Genomic DNA, 16,892 nt, shown 5'->3' with positions numbered 1-16,892 from the left:
TCGGCCACGTCACCAAGGAAGGCCAGATCGCGGGCCCCCGCGTGGTCGAGCATATGGTCGATACCGTGCTGTATTTCGAGGGCGAGCGCGGCCACCAGTTCCGCATCTTGCGCGCGGTCAAGAACCGCTTTGGCCCCGCCGACGAGATCGGCGTGTTCGAGATGACCGGCGAAGGGCTGGCGGAGGTCACCAACCCCTCTGCCCTGTTTCTGTCCGAACGCGGCACGCCTGCCGCGGGGTCAGTGGTTTTCGCAGGTATCGAAGGCACCCGCCCTGTTTTATGCGAGCTTCAGGCGCTTGTGGCCCCGTCGCCTCATTCGCAGGCGCGGCGTACGGTCGTGGGCTGGGACGGGGGACGGCTTGCGATGATCCTCGCCGTGCTAGAGGCCCGTTGCGGCATCCCCTTTGCGGGGCTTGATGTTTACCTCAACGTGGCGGGCGGCATGAAAATCTCGGAACCGGCGGCGGATTTGGCGGTCGCGGCCGCCTTGCTCAGCGCGCGCGAAGACGTGGCTTTGCCCGCGGAAACCGTTGTTTTCGGCGAAATCAGCCTGTCCGGTGCGCTACGCCCCGCCAGTCAGACCGAAAACAGGTTGAAAGAAGCGCAAAAACTTGGTTTTACCAGCGCCATCGCGCCCGCGGGCGGAAAACCGGTGGGCAAGAACGGCATAACGCTTAACACCATGAGCGATCTCACCGGATTTGTAGGCGAAATATTCGGGGCTGGCTAACCGCCCCTTCAAGGAAGGCAAGACGACCATGGAAGGTTTTACCATCATTGACGGGGTTGTGGCGCTTGTCATCGTTCTGTCGGCTTTGCTGGCTTATGGCCGCGGGCTTGTACGCGAATTTATGGCGATCGTGGGCTGGATTGCCGCCGCGATCCTTGCGTTTCTCTTCGCGCCGCAGGTTGAACCGCTGGTGTCAGAGATCCCTGTTGTGGGCGAATTCCTTGCCGACAGTTGTGAACTATCGATTATCGGGGCCTTTGCCATCGTCTTTGCCATCGCGCTGATTGTGGTATCGCTGTTCACCCCGTTGTTTTCGTCGCTGGTGCAACGCTCTGTTCTGGGTGGTCTGGATCAGGGGCTCGGGTTTCTCTTCGGCGTGGCGCGCGGCATCCTCTTGGTCGCCATCGCGTTCTTTGTCTATGACACCGTGATCACCGGCCAGACCTTCACCATGGTGGACGAAAGCCGATCGGCACAGGTCTTCGGGCGCTTTACCGGCCAGATCGAAGAGCAGAACCCGGAAGCCGCATTGGGCTGGATCACCACCCGCTACGAGGCTTTGGTTGGGGCCTGCGGTGCCTAATCGCCGCTGACGCTGCCAAAAAGTTATCCATGCGCCCCCGTTTTCGGGGGCGTTTGCATTTCTGCCATATGTTGCATCGCAGCATATGCGGGGGCAAAATGTAACGGCGGGGTGACAAGGCCCGCCCAAAGTCCTACATAGCCCCTATCCCTTCATCGGATTCGGAGTTGCCCCGTTGTCCAAGATCATGCCCCCCGCGCACCCGTTTGATTCCTCCTATCTGCGTGATGCAGATGACGGGGATAAACTCAAAGAAGAATGCGGGGTGTTCGGCGTGATCGGCGTTGCAGACGCCTCGAACTTTGTGGCCCTCGGCCTGCACGCGTTGCAGCACCGTGGTCAGGAAGCCGGCGGGATCGTCAGCTATGATCCCGCTGCCGGTTTCCAGTCCGCCCGCCGCTTCGGCTATGTGCGCGACAACTTCACCTCGCAAAAGGTGATGGAGACGCTGCCCGGCGAACTGTCTATCGGGCATGTGCGTTATTCGACCTCTGGTCACAAAGGCCCGACAGCGATCCGCGATGTGCAGCCCTTCTTTGGCGAATTCGCCATGGGCGGTGCCGCGATTGCCCATAATGGCAATATCACCAACGCCAACGCCCTGCGCCGCGAGCTGATTGAACGCGGGTCGATCTTCCAGTCCTCGTCGGACAGCGAATGTATCATCCACCTGATGGCGCGGTCCCTGCAACGCAACATTCCCGAACGCATGGAAGACGCGCTGCGCCGTGTCGAAGGCGCGTTTTCGGTCGTGGCGATGACCCGCACCAAGCTGATCGGCGTGCGCGATCCTTTGGGTGTCCGCCCGCTGGTTCTGGGCAAGCTTGGCGACGGTTGGGCGCTCAGCTCCGAGACCTGCGCGCTGGACATCATCGGTGCCGAATTCGTCCGCGAGATCGAGCCCGGCGAGATGGTCGTGATCACGCCTTCGGGCGTCGAAAGCCATTTCCCCTTCCGCCGTGTCGCATCGCGTTTCTGTATCTTTGAACACGTCTATTTCAGCCGCCCCGACAGCATCCTTGGCGGTCGTTCGGTCTATGAAACCCGCGAAGCCATCGGGCGCGAGCTGGCAAAGGAATCGCCGGTAGAGGCGGATCTTGTCTGCCCCGTCCCCGACAGCGGCACGCCTGCGGCCATCGGTTTCAGCCTCGAATCGGGTATTCCCTATGCGATGGGGATTATCCGCAACCAATACATGGGCCGGACCTTCATCGAACCGACCGAGCAGATCCGCAACATGGGCGTGCGGCTAAAGCTCAACGTGAACCGCGCGCTGATCAAGGGCAAGCGGGTCATTCTGGTAGACGATTCGGTTGTGCGTGGCACCACCAGCCGCAAGATCAAAGAGATGATCCTTGATGCCGGCGCGAAAGAGGTCCACTTCCGCATTGCTTCGCCCCCCACCGCGTGGCCCTGTTTCTACGGTGTGGACACGCCGCAACGTGAAAAGCTGCTGGCGGCCACCATGTCCGAAGAGGAAATGCGCGAGCATTTGCAAGTGGATAGCCTCAAGTTCATTTCGCTCGACGGGCTTTATCGCGCCGTGGGCGAGGCAGAGGGTCGCAACAACAAGTGCCCTCAATATTGCGATGCGTGCTTCTCGGGCGATTACCCCGTCACCCCTGCCGACCAGATCAACCAAGGGTTCGAGATGAAGCCAGCCGCCGAATAAAGCCGCCGCTTCGCGACAAGTTCCGCAAGGGCGGGCGCAGGGTTCAACCCCTCGCCCGCCCTTTTGCTATTTTGCGCCCCCGTACCGCTGGCAAAGCTTTGCCGACGTGCAAGCCAGTCTTTGCCAGCTTCCCCCGCGCCCTCTTTCGGCTGTCAGGCAGCTTTGTTAGCCCCTCGGTCTAACCATTCTTTGCCCCCCTAAGCGCAGCAAGAGGCACCCATGTCGACTGACGAAAAAGGCACTCCGACCCCGCAGAAAACACTTAATCTGGCAACGCAGCAGGCGTCCCTGCCCAAGCTCGCCCTGATTGGTACCTTCGGCAGCCTGACCGACCCCGGCGCGTTGATCCGCGATGGCCGCGGACGCATTCACCGCGTGACCTTGAACGACAAGATCAGCGACGGCATCGTCGCCGCCATTGGCGACGACAGCGTGGTTCTGGCGCAGCGAGGGCGCACGGTGACGCTCAAACTTCCCAAAGGGTGAAACGCCCCGCGACATGACCCCGGGTGCCGCGCCCCTCTTGACGGGGGGCGGTGGCTCAGGCAAAGCCACCCCATGACAAAAACAGCTCTTATCACTGGCGCGTCCCGCGGTCTTGGTGCCGCCCTGGCCGAAGCACTTTGCGACACGCATCACATCATTGCAGTCGCCAAAACCACCGGTGCCCTGGAAGAGCTGGACGACCGCATCCAGTCCCGCGGCGGCAGCGCGACATTGGCCCCGATGGACATCACCAATGCCGATGCGATGGCGACCCTGTGCCGTGGCATCTATGACCGCTGGGGCAGTCTTGATCTTTGGCTGCACACCGCTGTCCATGCCGCCCCCTTGGCCCCGACCGATCACATCGACGCCAAAGACATGGCCAAATCGGTCGCCTGTAACGTCACCGCCACCTCGACCCTGATCACCTATGTGGCACCGCTGCTGGCACAATCGGGTCAGGCCGTGTTCTTTGACGATCCGGTAGTGGCGACCAAGTTCTTTGGCAGCTACGGGGCCACCAAGGCCGCGCAGATCGCGCTGGCCAAAAGCTGGCAGTCCGAAGCCGTGGCAATCGGCCCGCGCGTCCACATCATGACGCCCGCCCCCATGCCAACCGCGACACGCGCGCGTTTCCACCCCGGTGAAGACCGCGAGGCGCTGAACACGCCACAGTCGCAAGCCGCTGAAATTCTGGCGCAACTGGCTGTTTCCCAGCCTTAAAACATGATGCGGTGAAGGCTCCTGCCTTGCCGCGCCGCGCCCCGTCGCCTATCAAGGCGCAAAGGGGAATTTATGCGCATTCTGATCACCAACGACGACGGTATTCACGCTCCGGGTCTAAAGACCCTGCAGGGCATTGCCACCGACCTGGCCGGACCCGATGGCGAGGTCTGGACCGTGGCCCCCGCCTATGAACAATCCGGCGTCGGGCATTGCATCAGCTACACCAAGCCGATGATGGTCGAAAAGGTCAGCGACCGGCGCTTTTCGGTCGAGGGCAGCCCGGCCGATTGTGTGATGGCCGCACTGCACGACTGTATGCTGGATGCCCGCCCTGATCTGGTGCTGTCCGGTGTGAACCGCGGCAACAACGCGGCTGAAAACACGCTCTATTCCGGCACGATCGGTGGCGCGATGGAGGCGGCGCTGCAAGGCATCCCCGCCGTGGCGCTGTCGCAATATTACGGCCCTGCCAACCGTGATCTGGATGATCCATTCGAGGCAGCCGCCGGCCACGGGGCCGATGTGATCCGCCGTATCCTGGATGCGACACCGGCGCATGGGGATGGCTACCGTCTGTTCTATAACGTGAATTTTCCGCCCGTCGCAGCGGCAGAGGTTCAGGGCATCCGTTTGGCCCCCCAGGGGATGCGCCGCGATACCAGCTTTTCCACGATCCCGCAGCTGTCGCCGTCGGGGCGGCGGTTCTTGTGGATCAAGGGCGCGGACCAGCAGATCCCGACGGACGACGGCACCGACGCCGCGCTGAACCTTGACGGCTATATCTCGGTCACGCCCATGCGCGCCGACCTCACCGCTCATGATACATTTGACGCGCTAAAAGCCATCAATACATGAACGACGACGAAGACATCACAGACGCGACACGCAAGATGCAATTTCTTTACGCACTCCGTTCCAAGGGCGTCACCGATGCCCGTGTCCTGAACGCGATGGAGCAGATCGACCGTGGTCCCTTCATCCGCGGCCTTTTCGCGTCCCGCGCCTACGAGGACATGCCCCTGCCGATCGCCTGCGGTCAGACCATCAGCCAGCCTTCAGTTGTGGCGCTGATGACGCAGGCGCTGGATGTGTCGTCGCGTGACAAGGTGCTCGAGGTGGGGACCGGATCAGGCTATCAGGCCGCGATCCTCAGCAAACTGGCGCGGCGCGTCTATACCATCGACCGCCACCGCAGGCTGGTGGTAGAGGCCCGCCAGATCTTCGAGGATCTGGCCCTGTCCAACATCACCGCGATCATAGGCGACGGCAGCTTTGGCCTGCCCGAACAGGCCCCCTTTGACCGGATCATCGTGACCGCCGCCGCCGAAGACCCCCCCGGCCCGCTTCTGGCCCAGCTCAAGGTTGGCGGCATCATGGTCGTGCCCGTGGGCCAGTCGGACACGGTTCAACACCTCATACGTGTACGCAAAACCGAGACCGGGCTGGAATATGACGAGCTGCGCAAGGTCCGCTTTGTTCCCTTGCTTGAAGGGCTGGGAAAAGACGGCTAAATGCAGTATAGCAAGGGGAACTCCGCCCGAACGGGGACCCCAAGGCGCTGACGGCACCGAAGACGAGGACGAGCAGATGACCCAACCAAACGTGACCCGTACCCTCAGGCTGACGGTACTGGCGGGCAGCTCTGCGCTTTTGCTCGCCGCTTGTGAACAGCCCCTTGATATGGATTTGCGCGGCGGCTTTGGCGACGGTTTCACCACCGCCCACGCAGCCACCGGCCCGCTGGATGAACGCCCCGCACCGGACAACCGCGGTGTGATTTCCTACCCCAACTATCAGGTCGCTGTGGCGCGGCGTGGCGATACGCTGTCTGACGTGGCCACCCGCGTGGGTGCCGATGTGGGCAGCCTGTCGCGCTACAACGGCATCGACCCCACTGTCCCCCTCCGCAAGGGAGAGATCATCGCCCTACCGACCCGCGTGGCCGAACCCTCGCCCGCGACTGGCGCGTCGGGCACCGGTCCGATCACCACCGCTGCGGTCGATATCCAGACCATCGCAGGCGGCGCGATCAACCGGGCGCCCGCCAGCCCCGGCGTGCAGACCACCACCCTACCCTCGGCGCAGACCACCACCCGCGAGAACCCCGCGAAACAGACCGGGATCGAGCCTGTACGCCACAAGGTGGAACGTGGGGAAACCGCCTATACCATCGCGCGTCTCTATGCCGTGCCGGTTGAAACGCTGGCCGAATGGAACGGGCTTGGCGCTGATTTCTCTGTCCGCGAAGGGCAGTTCCTGCTGATCCCCGTGGCGCAGCAGGCCGCCCCGAAACGCAGCGCTGCAGTGCCAGCCGCCGCGACGGCCACAGCGCCGACAACGACCAGCTTGCCCGGCACCGGATCGCCAACGCCGACCCCGCCAAGCGCTGCGAAACCGCTACCGCCCGTGGACGAAAAGCCCGCCGCGCCAAAGCCCGAACCCGCCGCAGCCAAGCCTGTCGCCGATGTGGGCAAGACGACGCAACCCGCCTCTTCCGGCCGCATGTCGCCCCCCGTACAGGGCAGCATCATCCGCGCCTATTCCAAGGGCAAGAACGAGGGCATCAACATCAAGGGCACACCGGGCGCTGCGGTCAAAGCCGCCGATAGCGGCACAGTCGCCGCGATCACCAAAAGCGCCGAGGGCGTGCCGATTGTCGTGATCCGCCACCCTGACAACCTGCTGACCGTATATGCCAATGTCGCCAATGTGTCGGTCGCCAAAGGGGATAGCGTCTCTAAAGGGGCAAGCATCGCCAAGCTGCGCCCGGGTGATGATTCATTCGTACATTTCGAGGTGCGCAAAGGCTTTGATAGCGTCGATCCCACGCCCTACCTGAACTAAGCCAACTGCAAAACGGAACAGCTTCAACACGCGGCCCCTTTTCGGGGCCGCAAGCGTTTGCGAAGGTCGCTTACAGCGCGACGCCGCGCCGCCCTGCCAGATCAACGAAATACTGCCACGCCACACGGCCCGACCGCGCGCCACGGGTCGCTTGCCATTCGATCGCCTCGGCGTGCAGGGTCTTGGCGTCAATCTCGACCCCATAGGCATCGCAATAACCGCGGATCATATCCAGATACTGTTTCTGGTCGCAGGGATGGAAGCCCAGCCAAAGACCGAAGCGATCCGACAGCGATACTTTCTCTTCCACCGCCTCGGCGGGGTTGATAGCAGAGCCACGTTCGTTCTCGATCATGTCACGGGGCATCAGATGCCGCCGGTTCGACGTGGCATAAAGCACGACATTCTCTGGCCGCCCCTCGATCCCGCCATCCAGCACCGCCTTCAGCGATTTGTAATGCGCGTCGTCATGACCAAAGCTCAGATCATCGCAATACAGGATAAACCGTTGCCGCGCACCGCGCAGCAGGCTCAGCAGACGGCCCACCGATGGCAGGTCTTCGCGTTGCAGTTCCACAATGCGCAGACGGTCGTGCGTCTCGCGGACATGGGCGTGCACGGCTTTCACAAGGCTCGACTTGCCCATCCCGCGCGCGCCCCACAGCAGGGCGTTGTTGGCGGGCAGACCGGCGGCGAATTGCATCGTGTTGGCCAGCAACGTGTCGCGCGCGCGATCCACCCCGACCAGCAGCGACAGATCAACCTTGCTGACCGTTTCGACCGGTGCCAGATGGTCCGGCCCTGTCTGCCAGACAAAGGCCCCCGCTACATCAAAATCCGGGGTTTTCAGCGGCGGAGGAGACATCCTCTCCAACGCCGCTGCAATACGGTCCATCGGGTCACGGTTCACTTCAGGTCGTCCTCATCCTCTTCGAACTCTGCGAGGATCGGGTCATCATATTCGTCGTCATAATACCCGTCTGCGCGCAGCTGCTCTTCTCGTTTGCGTTCAACCCGCCCTACAAGAAAGATAGAGATTTCGTAAAGCCCGTAGACCACAACAAACAGGATCCCTTGGGTGATCACATCCGGCGGCGTGACAAGTGCGGCCAGCACCAGAATACCAACCACCGCATATTTGCGCACGTTGCCAAGCCCTTCGGCGCTGACCAGACCGGCCTTGCCCATCAGGGTCAGCAATACGGGCAGCTGAAAGCACAGGCCAAAGGCCACGATGAACTTGATCGTCAGGCTCAGATACTCCTGAGCCGACCCCTGGAACGCGATGGCCGCGATTCCGCCTGCGTTATCCGTCCCCTCGCCGACAAGCGTGCCCGCCTGCTGGAACCCAAGGAAGAAATCGAAAGCCAGCGGCGTCACGACATAAAAGGCAAAGGACGCGCCCAAAAAGAACATCAGCGGGCTCGAGATCAGGAAGGGCAGAAACGCGCCCTTCTCGTTCTTGTAAAGCCCCGGCGCCACGAAGCGCCACAGTTGGTAGCTGATATAGGGGAAGCCCAAAACCAGCCCGCCCAGCAAAGAGATAGAGATGGCAACGAAAAAGCCCTCTTGCAGCTTGATCAGGATCAACCCGCAGTCTTCCTGCCCACGCTCGGCCATAGCCGAACACAAAGGGTTCGTCAGGAAGTTAAAGATCGGATTCCAAACGGTAAAACAGATCACCATGCCGATGATAAAGGCGATCACCGAATGGATCAGCCGCGTGCGCAGCTCGGCCAGATGCTCGATCAGCGGGGCGGCGCTGTCGTCAATATCGTCTGATGCACTCATGTGTCACTCTTTTTGGCCGCTGGCGCTTTGGGCGCGGCTTTCTTGGCCGCAGGTTTCGCTGCGGCAGGTTTCTTGGCGGCAGGCTTCTTCGCAGACGTGGCTTTGGCTGGCGCCTTGGCGGCGGGAGCTTTCGCCGCCGGTTTCTCGATCTGTGGCGCGGCGGCGGGTGTCGCCAGTTTGGCCTCTGCGGCGTCGGCCTGTGCCAGCGCCTCGGCAGCTTCACGCTGCTTGCGCTCGGCACCGGCACGGGCGGTGGCGGCCTGGATCTTCTTGACATCCTCGGCCCGCTGCGAGGCCAGTTTGCCCGTCTCGCTTTCGGGGTCGAATTTGGACAGGGATTTGGTCGCTGATTTCACTTCGTCCATCGCCGATCCCAGCGGGTTCGTCGCGGTTTTCAACGTCTTGTTCAAACTGGACGACATCTCGCGCATGCCCGTGTCATCGGCGGCATCATTCATCGCATTGCTGAACTCGCGCGCCATCCCCTTGGCCTTGCCCACAAACTGGCCGACCTTGCGAAACAGCACCGGCAGGTCCTTGGGACCCACCACAATCAGCGCGACAACGCCAACGACCAACAGCTCTGACCACCCCATATCAAACATGAGAGCTTACACCCGGTCCTTGTCGGTCTTCGTGTCGGTGACAACAACGGTGTCATCGCTCAGCTCGGCAGTGTCCTTGTCGCCGTTTTTCACGTCATCTTCGCCTTCGCTGATGCCTTTCTTAAAGCTGGTGATACCCTTGCCGACTTCGCCCATCAGGCTGGAAATCTTGCCGCGCCCGAACAGGACCAGCACCACAACGGCAATCAGCAAAAGACCCGGAAGGCCGATATTGTTCAACATAGTCTCAACTCCATAATCCGAATGTGAGGCAGAGGGACTGCCCCCGCCAGTAAACTCTGTCTCTTTTTAGGCCCCTGCTCTGGCAGCTTGAAGGGCCAAAGCGTTTCCCTCGCCGCGCGGCCCCGCAAAATTTACGCCATCCGACGACCGCCCCAACACTCCTGACAGCTTTTTGGCAGTTGCCTTGCGCCCTGCCCCCCTGCGTGGCAAACAGAAACCATGCGCCGCAGCGACCGATTGTTTTCCCTGCTCTCCCTCTTGGGCGACCACCAGCTTCACCGGGCCGAGGATATGGCGCAGGCGGCGGGCGTGTCCTTGCGCACGCTCTACCGCGACATTGCGCGGCTGCAGGCGTCGGGCGTTGCGATCACCGGCACCCGTGGCGCAGGCTACCGGCTGACACCGGCGACGGTGCTGCCGCCGCTCTCCCTCTCCCCCGAAGAGATAGAGGCATTGCAACTCGCCCTCGCCGTTGTGCTTGAAACAACCGACCCCGACCTACAGGCCGCAGCGACCTCTCTGGCGCAAAAGATCGATGCGGCCTTGCCCGAGACCGCACAGCCCGCAACGCAGGACTGGCAGCGCATCGAACACCCTTTCGCCAATGCCGCGCGGGGGATGGGGCATCTGCCCGTGCTGCGCGCCGCAATCCGCGCGCGCCAGAAACTCAGGATCGTCTATAACGCCGACGATGGCTCGCTCGATACGCTGGTGCTCCACCCCTACAGGCTCAGCCATGCCGCGCGCAGTTGGACCCTGTCAGGTTGGGATGAAACCAAAGGGCAAAATACCACCCTGCGGCTTGACCTGATCGAGGCGACACACCCGCTGCCCGCGCTATTCACCGCGCCGCCCGTCTTCCAAATGGATTAAATCCTCGCCGAAGGCATCCCGCGGTGCCACAGGGGCAGTCGCCAGCGGTCTACCCTGCCGCATGCACCGGAAAGACAAAACAACGATCGCGGCGCACGGTCAGCCACATGACGGCCCCGGGCTGCGGCAAAAAGACATTGGGCACGGTGGCGCGCAGGGTGCTGCCGTCATGGTCCATGACAAATTCCACGAGACTCTCATTCCCCATGAAACGCGCACGCGCAACAACGGCGCGGGCCGCGGTGCCATCGGTCGAGGTTGGCAACGGCCCCTTGCCCGCACGGTCAAAGTCGATGCGCAAATGCTGGGGGCGGAATACGATATCCACCTGCGTCCCATCCGGCACGCCGGGGGCCAGAAACCGGCCAAAGACCGTATGCGCCAGCGCCCCAGACACCTCGGCCCGCAGCACATTCGCGTCCGAGAAAAACGCCACCGACGCGCGGTCGACGGGACGCGTGTACACGTTATAGGGGGCCCCCTGCTGCACGATCTTGCCATCGCGCATCAGGGCGATCTCGTCTGCCATGCGCATGGCTTCCTCGGGCTCGTGGGTGACCAGCAAGACGGCGGTACCTTCCTCTTTCAGGATGCCCAAAGTCTCGTCCCGGATGTCATCGCGCAGCCGGTTATCAAGACCCGAGAAGGGCTCGTCCATCAGCATGATCTTGGGCCGCGGGGCCAAGGCACGCGCCAGCGCCACGCGCTGTTGTTCGCCCCCCGACAGCTGATGCGGATAGCCGTCGATGAATCGCAGCAGGTCCACACGTTCAAGCAGTTCCTCGATACGGGCGCGGCGTTCGGCCTTGGTACCGGTTTTTAGGCCAAAGCCTACGTTGTCGGCCACGCTAAGATGCGGAAAAAGCGCGAAATCCTGGAACATCAACCCGATCTCGCGCCGTTCGGGGGGCACGCGGAAGACCGTGTCACAGATCAGCTTGCCGTCGACATGGATCGTACCGCTGTCCTGCATCTCGACGCCGGCGATCATCCGCAGGGTGGTCGACTTGCCACAGCCCGATGGCCCCAGCAGGCAGGTCACCTGCCCCGGCATGATTTTCAGGCTGACATCATCCACGACGGCCCGCCCGCCATAGGCGCGCTGCAGGTTCTTGATTTCCAGTCTCGGGTGCACGTCAGTCACTTCAGTCATGGGCGCGGTCTAATCCGATCAATTCGCTCGGGATCGACCGCTATCAGCCCCGCCGCGCGCCCGCAAGCACCGCCGCGAAGCCTGCGACCAGAACGACCACACAAATCACCAAAAGCTGTTCGTATTTATGCCCCTCTGGCAGCACCGCGGCAAAGGCGGGCCACGCACGGGCAAAATAGGCAAAGGCCCCGATCATCGCCGCCCCGAAGGCCGCCAGATAGGCCCATAGGGCGATCTGCCGCTGCATCACCAGCCCGACCACCAGCACCGGCGTCAGGAACATCGACGCAGTACCCGACACAGCCACCGCATCGAACAGCGTCGCATTGCCCCAGAGCGTCAGCACCGTGCCCGCAGCCATAAAGCCCAGCATCACGATCCGCCCGCCGTTCAGGCTACGCGGTGCGAGCTTCAGCTCTTCAACCACCAGACGCGCGGCAGAAGAGAGCGCGGAATCCAGCGTGCTCAGCGCCGAGACCAGCAGCGAAATCATCAGCGCCACAAACACCCACGCAGGAAACATCGTGGCCCAGGTGCCGATCAGCTCGCCCTCGTAGGCCGCACCGACAAGGCTCGCCTGAATGCCGAAGAACCCGAAGCCGATGATACACAGGGTCGAGATCCAGAAGGCATGCAGAAAGGACCGGCGCGTCACCTCCGGGTCGGCGATAAAGCCGCGGTCCATCATCACCGGATCATGCGCGGGGTAGGAAAACACTTGCAACAGCGCCACGGCCAGCAAGACCCAGCCGTTATAGGCCCCTGCTGTCCCCGGTGCCGTGACAACCGCCCCCAGATCAAAGCCGGGCGACACGACCAGCGCCACAAAGGCGACACCGAAAACCACGAGGAACACGACCATCTGCACCACATCGGTGCGCAGCGCAGCACTTAGCCCGCCCCAAGCGGAATAGCCCAGCCCCACAAGCGCCACGATCAGGATCGCAGGCGTGCCGCTGCCCGCCAGCACGGCGTTAAAGATCAGCCCCACCACCAGCAGATTGGCAAACACCTCGGACAAAAGCCGCAGCGCGATGACCATATTATAGCAGGCATTGCCCGCCCCGCCAAAGCGCGCGCCCAGCCAATCCTGCACTGACATAGCTCCGTTCTGGCGCAGACGTCCGACGATAAAGCCCCCGGTCAGGAAAGACCCGTAATAGGCCGCATAGGCCAGCGTGCCCGCGATGCCGTAGTAATATCCCAGGATCGCCGCGTTCATCAGGCTGCGCGCGAAAATCCACGTGGTGACCTGGCTGAGCACCAGCGTCCACAGCCCCGGCGCACCGCCTTGGGCCGTCATCCCGCCAAAGAACCCCTCGACCGAGGCACGGCGCGGTGCGGCCAGCAGACTTGCGGCGATGATGGCACCGAAGAGGACAAACAGAACAATGGGGGACATCAGGGAATACCTTTGAAAGGGACAGTAACGTCCATGGGTAGCCTAGCAAAAACCGCCGCGCTATCTGTTGCGCGGCGGTCTGTCGTAAACGTGATGAAATATGTCAGACGGGCGCGGGCGCCGCGACGGCGTCGCAGCGCCCGCCCCTCGTCCTTACATCGTGATATTGGTCGCCCCGCCGTCCAGCAGCAAGTTCTGCCCGACGATAAAGCCCGCGTGTTGCGAGCACAGGAAAGCACAGGCCGCGCCGAATTCATGCCGCGTGCCATAGCGCCCCGCGGGGATGGTCGATGCGCGCTCGCTGCGGGCCTCTTCCAGCGTGATGCCCTTTTGTTTGACGACGCCGCCATCCAGCGCATCGGCGCGGTCGGTGGCGTGGATGCCGGGCAGCAGGTTGTTGATCGTGACACCCTTGCCCGCGACCTGACGCGAGGTGCCCGCGACATAGCCGGTCAGACCGGTACGGGCCGAGTTGCTGAGCCCCAGAACGCCGATTGGCGCGCGCACGGATTGCGAGGTGATGTTGACGACGCGGCCCCAACCACGGTCCATCATCGCGGGCACCAGCGCCTTGATCATCGCGATGGGGGCCAGCATGTTCGCATCGAGCGCCTTGATGAAATCCTCGCGGTCCCAATCGCTCCACATGCCGGGGGGTGGGCCGCCTGCGTTATTGACCAGAATGTCGATCTGGCCCGCGGCCTCCAGCACCAGCTTCTGGCCTTCGTCCGTGGCGATATCGGCGGCGATGGTGGTGACCTCGACGCCATAGTCCTGACGGATGCGTTCGGCGGCTGTTTCCAGATCAGCGGCACCGCGTGCGTTCATCACCAGATCCACACCCGCTTCGGCCAGCGCCTCTGCGCAGCCCAGGCCGAGGCCCTTTGACGATGCGCAAACCAATGCGCGTTTTCCCTTGATTCCCAGATCCATAGCGATCTCTCCCGGTTAGTGTTCGCGCAAGTCGTAGCACTGTCTTCGCGGACAATGCCAGCAAAAGGCCAAAGGCTTGACCCGAATGGGACACAATCCTATGGCAAGGACACAAGAACCACCGGCAGTTGTGTGACTGCCGACCCCGATATCATTCACCTTTCGCGCGCAAAGGCCCGCCCCATGACCTCGCCCCGCCCTTCCCCTCCGCAAAGCGTCCCTGTCTTTCGTGCGACGCAATTCACGGCGACGGATGGTGCGAATATGGGCGACACGCTGTCTTTTGCCTCGGAACTGTTGCTGGATGATGTGTACGAGCTGTCCTATGGGGCGGAACCAGTGCGCCTGTCGATCCAGACGGCACCGGATGGCAGCCTGTCGATCGCGCCCGATACGCAAACCGGCACCAGCGGGGCCGCCCTGCATCTGGATTGCGCACTGACCTTCATGTCGCCTGACGGGCAGATCAACGATGCGATCCTGCTGGTCGAAGTGGCCGATGACGGCCATGCCGAAGCGATCTATCTGATCCCACTCAGCGCGCTGTCGTCCAAAGTGGAATACCGGCTGGTTGGCATCGACACCGAGACGATGCGCCAGAAGTTCGCGCAGGTGGCGTGCGTGTCCTTCACCCGCGGCACGCATATCACCATGGCCACCGGTGAGCAGCGCCCGATCGAGGAGCTCTGCGTCGGTGACAAGGTCCTGACCCGCGATGACGGCGTGCAGGCGATCCGCTGGATCGGGCAAAGCACCGTGCGCGCGGTTGGCGAATTCGCCCCGATCTGCATCAACGCGGGCACATTGAACAACGACAATGACCTGATCGTCAGCCCCGATCACCGCCTGTTCATCTACCAGCGCGAAGACCGTCTGGGGGCCGGCCGGTCAGAGCTGCTGGTCAAGGTCCGCCATCTGGTCAACGGCGATACGGTACGGGTGCAGGACGGCGGCTTCGTCGACTATTTCCAACTGCTGTTTGACGGGCACCAGATCATCTATGCCGAAGGCATCGCGGCGGAATCCATGCTGATCGACAGCCGCACCAAAGGCGTGCTGCCGCAAGAGCTGTCGGACGCCATGGGCGATGTCATCCCCGGCCATTCCGACCTGCCCCATGCGGGGCTGGATGTGTCGGAACCGCTGCTGGACCGCCCCGACGCCGCAGAACTGCTGCGCCGCGCCAGCATGCGCTGATCAGCCAAAGAATTCCTCGCGCACGATCTTGCCATTGGCCACGTGGTAGATGGCGACCTCTTTCATCTCCATCTCGGTGCCGCTTTCCTTTTCGCGCGCCGCAACATCAAAGAGGACAGCAAAACGGTCATCGCCATGGAGCATCGGGTCGCTGACATTCTGACGCGTCACCTCCATCGCGCTGTCCCACCACGCATGCTTGCCCTTGATGCCCTCAAGGCCCTGCGTCTCGCGCCCGTTTCCGTGGTCCATCCCTTCAACCGACACGGCGTCCTGCGCGTAAAGCCGATCAAGGTTCGCCACCTCGTGGCCCTCGCGGCAGCCTTTTACCAACGCATCTGCGATCTCTTTCAATTCCATTGTCACACCCCCTCTGGTTTCATCTGCCCCCATGATACCGCAGTTTCGCGCCGACCCCCAAGAAAATGCCACCACCCGCCTGATCCAAGCAGACTTGCGCGTGTGTACGGGCGTGGATATATGCCAATCCATGTTGGATACCCCCTCAAACCGCCCCGCTTTGCCTGCCGAAATTGCTCGGCGTCGCACCTTTGCGATCATTTCCCACCCCGATGCGGGGAAAACCACGCTGACAGAGAAATTCCTGCTGTTCGGCGGGGCGATCCAGATGGCCGGTCAGGTTCGCGCCAAGGGCGAGGCGCGACGCACCCGCTCTGACTTTATGGCGATGGAAAAAGACCGCGGCATCTCTGTCTCGGCTTCGGCCATGTCCTTCGATTTCATGAACAAGGGCACGAATTTCCGCTTTAACCTTGTGGATACGCCCGGCCACTCTGACTTTTCCGAAGATACCTACCGCACGCTGACCGCCGTTGACGCGGCCGTGATGGTGATTGACGGCGCGAAAGGCGTGGAAAGCCAGACGCAAAAGCTGTTCGAGGTCTGCCGCATGCGCGACCTGCCGATCCTGACCTTCTGTAACAAGATGGACCGCGAAAGCCGCGATGTCTTCGAGATCATCGACGAAATTCAGGAAAACCTTGCCATTGATGTAACCCCTGCAAGCTGGCCCATCGGCGTCGGCCGCGACTTTATCGGCTGCTACGACATCCTGCGCGACCGGCTTGAACTGATGGACCGTGCCGACCGGAACAAGGTCGCTGAAAGCATCGCAATCGAAGGGTTGGATGACCCGAAACTGGCCGAACACGTACCCGCCGCCCTGCTAGAGAAGCTGCGCGAAGACCTTGAGATGGTACGCGAGCTGATGCCGCCACTGGATGCGGCGCTGATGGCCGAAGGGTCGCTGACACCGATCTGGTTCGGGTCTGCGATCAACAGCTTTGGCGTCAAGGAACTGATGGACGGGATCGCCACCTACGGCCCCGAACCGCAGATTCAATCGGCAGAGCCAAGACAGATTTTACCTGAAGAACCAAAGGTTTCCGGCTTCGTCTTCAAGGTTCAGGCGAACATGGACCCCAAGCACCGCGACCGTGTCGCCTTCGTGCGGTTCTGCTCGGGCCACTTCAAGCGCGGCATGAAGCTCGACCATGTCCGCTCGGCCAAGCAGCTGGCCGTGTCCAACCCGATCTACTTCTTCGCCCAGGAACGCGCGCTGACGGAGGAGGCCTTCGCCGGCGACGTCATCGGCATTCCCAACCACGGCACGCTGCGGGTGGGCGACACGCT

The 16,892-nt window shown here is 62.3% G+C and carries 19 protein-coding genes; 11 read left to right on the top strand and 8 right to left on the bottom strand.

What is annotated here, in order from left to right:
* The 8 genes from B3849_RS10370 to B3849_RS10335 form a co-directional block, all read left to right on the top strand.
* Nucleotides 1–731, top strand: a 731-nt coding sequence (locus B3849_RS10370) for a magnesium chelatase domain-containing protein (RefSeq protein ID WP_286780096.1), incomplete at its 5' end; no start/stop codon positions are given.
* Nucleotides 732–759: 28 nt separating this feature from the next.
* On the top strand, nucleotides 760–1,314 hold the full coding sequence (locus B3849_RS10365) for a CvpA family protein (protein ID WP_005853908.1): 555 nt from the start codon (nucleotides 760–762) through the stop codon (nucleotides 1,312–1,314).
* 187 nt (nucleotides 1,315–1,501) lie between these two features.
* A complete protein-coding gene (gene purF, locus B3849_RS10360) occupies nucleotides 1,502–2,986 on the top strand; it encodes an amidophosphoribosyltransferase (protein ID WP_037944446.1) in 1,485 nt (494 codons plus the stop codon).
* 219 nt (nucleotides 2,987–3,205) lie between these two features.
* The gene (locus B3849_RS10355) at nucleotides 3,206–3,472 is read left to right on the top strand and encodes a hypothetical protein (RefSeq protein WP_005853915.1); all 267 of its coding nucleotides are present in this window, start codon (nucleotides 3,206–3,208) and stop codon (nucleotides 3,470–3,472) included.
* A gap of 72 nt (nucleotides 3,473–3,544) precedes the next feature.
* The gene (locus tag B3849_RS10350) at nucleotides 3,545–4,195 is read left to right on the top strand and encodes an SDR family NAD(P)-dependent oxidoreductase (RefSeq protein ID WP_278425473.1); all 651 of its coding nucleotides are present in this window, start codon (nucleotides 3,545–3,547) and stop codon (nucleotides 4,193–4,195) included.
* 72 nt (nucleotides 4,196–4,267) lie between these two features.
* The gene (gene surE, locus B3849_RS10345; RefSeq protein ID WP_037944447.1) at nucleotides 4,268–5,053 is read left to right on the top strand and encodes a 5'/3'-nucleotidase SurE; all 786 of its coding nucleotides are present in this window, start codon (nucleotides 4,268–4,270) and stop codon (nucleotides 5,051–5,053) included.
* Nucleotides 5,050–5,709, top strand: coding sequence for a protein-L-isoaspartate(D-aspartate) O-methyltransferase (locus tag B3849_RS10340; RefSeq protein WP_278425474.1), 660 nt, complete (start codon nucleotides 5,050–5,052; stop codon nucleotides 5,707–5,709). The genes surE and B3849_RS10340 overlap by 4 nt, the downstream gene beginning before the upstream one ends.
* Nucleotides 5,710–5,785: 76 nt before the next feature.
* Nucleotides 5,786–7,042, top strand: a complete 1,257-nt coding sequence (locus B3849_RS10335) for a LysM peptidoglycan-binding domain-containing M23 family metallopeptidase (RefSeq protein WP_286780095.1) — start codon at nucleotides 5,786–5,788, stop codon at nucleotides 7,040–7,042.
* Between the two features lie 70 nt (nucleotides 7,043–7,112).
* On the opposite strand, the gene B3849_RS10330 is transcribed toward B3849_RS10335, so the two are convergent.
* The 4 genes from B3849_RS10330 to B3849_RS10315 are packed head-to-tail and all read right to left on the bottom strand — an operon-like array spanning nucleotide 7,113 to nucleotide 9,681.
* Nucleotides 7,113–7,952, bottom strand: a complete 840-nt coding sequence (locus B3849_RS10330) for an ATP-binding protein (RefSeq protein WP_138058753.1) — start codon at nucleotides 7,950–7,952, stop codon at nucleotides 7,113–7,115.
* Nucleotides 7,949–8,833, bottom strand: a complete 885-nt coding sequence (tatC, locus tag B3849_RS10325) for a twin-arginine translocase subunit TatC (protein WP_005853927.1) — start codon at nucleotides 8,831–8,833, stop codon at nucleotides 7,949–7,951. The genes B3849_RS10330 and tatC overlap by 4 nt, the downstream gene beginning before the upstream one ends.
* Complete coding sequence (gene tatB, locus B3849_RS10320) at nucleotides 8,830–9,438, bottom strand: Sec-independent protein translocase protein TatB (RefSeq protein ID WP_278425476.1); 609 nt, start codon at nucleotides 9,436–9,438, stop codon at nucleotides 8,830–8,832. Before tatB ends, tatC begins: the two co-directional genes overlap by 4 nt.
* Before the next feature lie 6 nt (nucleotides 9,439–9,444).
* Nucleotides 9,445–9,681 carry a twin-arginine translocase TatA/TatE family subunit gene (locus B3849_RS10315; protein WP_005853930.1) on the bottom strand — a complete coding sequence of 79 codons (237 nt, stop codon included), beginning with the start codon at nucleotides 9,679–9,681 and terminating at the stop codon, nucleotides 9,445–9,447.
* Between the two features lie 219 nt (nucleotides 9,682–9,900).
* Between B3849_RS10315 and B3849_RS10310 the strand changes: the two genes are divergently transcribed.
* Complete coding sequence (locus B3849_RS10310) at nucleotides 9,901–10,554, top strand: helix-turn-helix transcriptional regulator (protein ID WP_278425477.1); 654 nt, start codon at nucleotides 9,901–9,903, stop codon at nucleotides 10,552–10,554.
* Nucleotides 10,555–10,603: 49 nt separating this feature from the next.
* On the opposite strand, the gene B3849_RS10305 is transcribed toward B3849_RS10310, so the two are convergent.
* The 3 genes from B3849_RS10305 to B3849_RS10295 form a co-directional block, all read right to left on the bottom strand.
* A complete protein-coding gene (locus B3849_RS10305) occupies nucleotides 10,604–11,707 on the bottom strand; it encodes an ABC transporter ATP-binding protein (RefSeq protein WP_005853933.1) in 1,104 nt (367 codons plus the stop codon).
* Nucleotides 11,708–11,750: 43 nt separating this feature from the next.
* On the bottom strand, nucleotides 11,751–13,109 hold the full coding sequence (locus tag B3849_RS10300; RefSeq protein WP_278425478.1) for a sodium:proline symporter: 1,359 nt from the start codon (nucleotides 13,107–13,109) through the stop codon (nucleotides 11,751–11,753).
* Nucleotides 13,110–13,262: 153 nt separating this feature from the next.
* Nucleotides 13,263–14,042: an SDR family oxidoreductase gene (locus B3849_RS10295; RefSeq protein WP_278425479.1), complete on the bottom strand. Its 780-nt coding sequence runs from the start codon at nucleotides 14,040–14,042 to the stop codon at nucleotides 13,263–13,265.
* A gap of 183 nt (nucleotides 14,043–14,225) precedes the next feature.
* On the opposite strand from B3849_RS10295, the gene B3849_RS10290 reads away from it, so the two are divergent.
* Nucleotides 14,226–15,239, top strand: a complete 1,014-nt coding sequence (locus B3849_RS10290) for a Hint domain-containing protein (RefSeq protein ID WP_005853939.1) — start codon at nucleotides 14,226–14,228, stop codon at nucleotides 15,237–15,239.
* Here B3849_RS10290 and B3849_RS10285 read toward each other — a convergent pair whose 3' ends face one another.
* A complete protein-coding gene (locus tag B3849_RS10285) occupies nucleotides 15,240–15,599 on the bottom strand; it encodes a nuclear transport factor 2 family protein (protein ID WP_132997264.1) in 360 nt (119 codons plus the stop codon).
* A gap of 130 nt (nucleotides 15,600–15,729) precedes the next feature.
* On the opposite strand from B3849_RS10285, the gene B3849_RS10280 reads away from it, so the two are divergent.
* The coding region (locus tag B3849_RS10280) for a peptide chain release factor 3 (protein WP_286780094.1) at nucleotides 15,730–16,892 on the top strand (1,163 nt) is incomplete at its 3' end.

The sequence above is a fragment of the Sulfitobacter sp. UBA4523 genome (genome assembly GCF_002388305.1).
Taxonomy (GTDB): Bacteria; Pseudomonadota; Alphaproteobacteria; order Rhodobacterales; family Rhodobacteraceae; genus Sulfitobacter; species Sulfitobacter pontiacus.
This window is presented reverse-complemented; position numbering and strand designations above follow the sequence as displayed.

What these genes read in the sequence shown, in the direction of transcription:
- B3849_RS10365 (WP_005853908.1), top strand. Translation starts at nt 760, where the DNA reads ATGGAAGGTTTTACCATCATTGACGGGGTTGTGGCGCTTGTCATCGTT.
- purF (WP_037944446.1), top strand. Translation starts at nt 1,502, where the DNA reads ATGCCCCCCGCGCACCCGTTTGATTCCTCCTATCTGCGTGATGCAGAT.
- B3849_RS10355 (WP_005853915.1), top strand. Translation starts at nt 3,206, where the DNA reads ATGTCGACTGACGAAAAAGGCACTCCGACCCCGCAGAAAACACTTAAT.
- B3849_RS10350 (WP_278425473.1), top strand. Translation starts at nt 3,545, where the DNA reads ATGACAAAAACAGCTCTTATCACTGGCGCGTCCCGCGGTCTTGGTGCC.
- surE (WP_037944447.1), top strand. Translation starts at nt 4,268, where the DNA reads ATGCGCATTCTGATCACCAACGACGACGGTATTCACGCTCCGGGTCTA.
- B3849_RS10340 (WP_278425474.1), top strand. Translation starts at nt 5,050, where the DNA reads ATGAACGACGACGAAGACATCACAGACGCGACACGCAAGATGCAATTT.
- B3849_RS10335 (WP_286780095.1), top strand. Translation starts at nt 5,786, where the DNA reads ATGACCCAACCAAACGTGACCCGTACCCTCAGGCTGACGGTACTGGCG.
- tatC (WP_005853927.1), bottom strand. Translation starts at nt 8,833, where the DNA reads ATGAGTGCATCAGACGATATTGACGACAGCGCCGCCCCGCTGATCGAG.
- tatB (WP_278425476.1), bottom strand. Translation starts at nt 9,438, where the DNA reads ATGTTTGATATGGGGTGGTCAGAGCTGTTGGTCGTTGGCGTTGTCGCG.
- B3849_RS10315 (WP_005853930.1), bottom strand. Translation starts at nt 9,681, where the DNA reads ATGTTGAACAATATCGGCCTTCCGGGTCTTTTGCTGATTGCCGTTGTG.
- B3849_RS10310 (WP_278425477.1), top strand. Translation starts at nt 9,901, where the DNA reads ATGCGCCGCAGCGACCGATTGTTTTCCCTGCTCTCCCTCTTGGGCGAC.
- B3849_RS10305 (WP_005853933.1), bottom strand. Translation starts at nt 11,707, where the DNA reads ATGACTGAAGTGACTGACGTGCACCCGAGACTGGAAATCAAGAACCTG.
- B3849_RS10300 (WP_278425478.1), bottom strand. Translation starts at nt 13,109, where the DNA reads ATGTCCCCCATTGTTCTGTTTGTCCTCTTCGGTGCCATCATCGCCGCA.
- B3849_RS10295 (WP_278425479.1), bottom strand. Translation starts at nt 14,042, where the DNA reads ATGGATCTGGGAATCAAGGGAAAACGCGCATTGGTTTGCGCATCGTCA.
- B3849_RS10290 (WP_005853939.1), top strand. Translation starts at nt 14,226, where the DNA reads ATGACCTCGCCCCGCCCTTCCCCTCCGCAAAGCGTCCCTGTCTTTCGT.
- B3849_RS10285 (WP_132997264.1), bottom strand. Translation starts at nt 15,599, where the DNA reads ATGGAATTGAAAGAGATCGCAGATGCGTTGGTAAAAGGCTGCCGCGAG.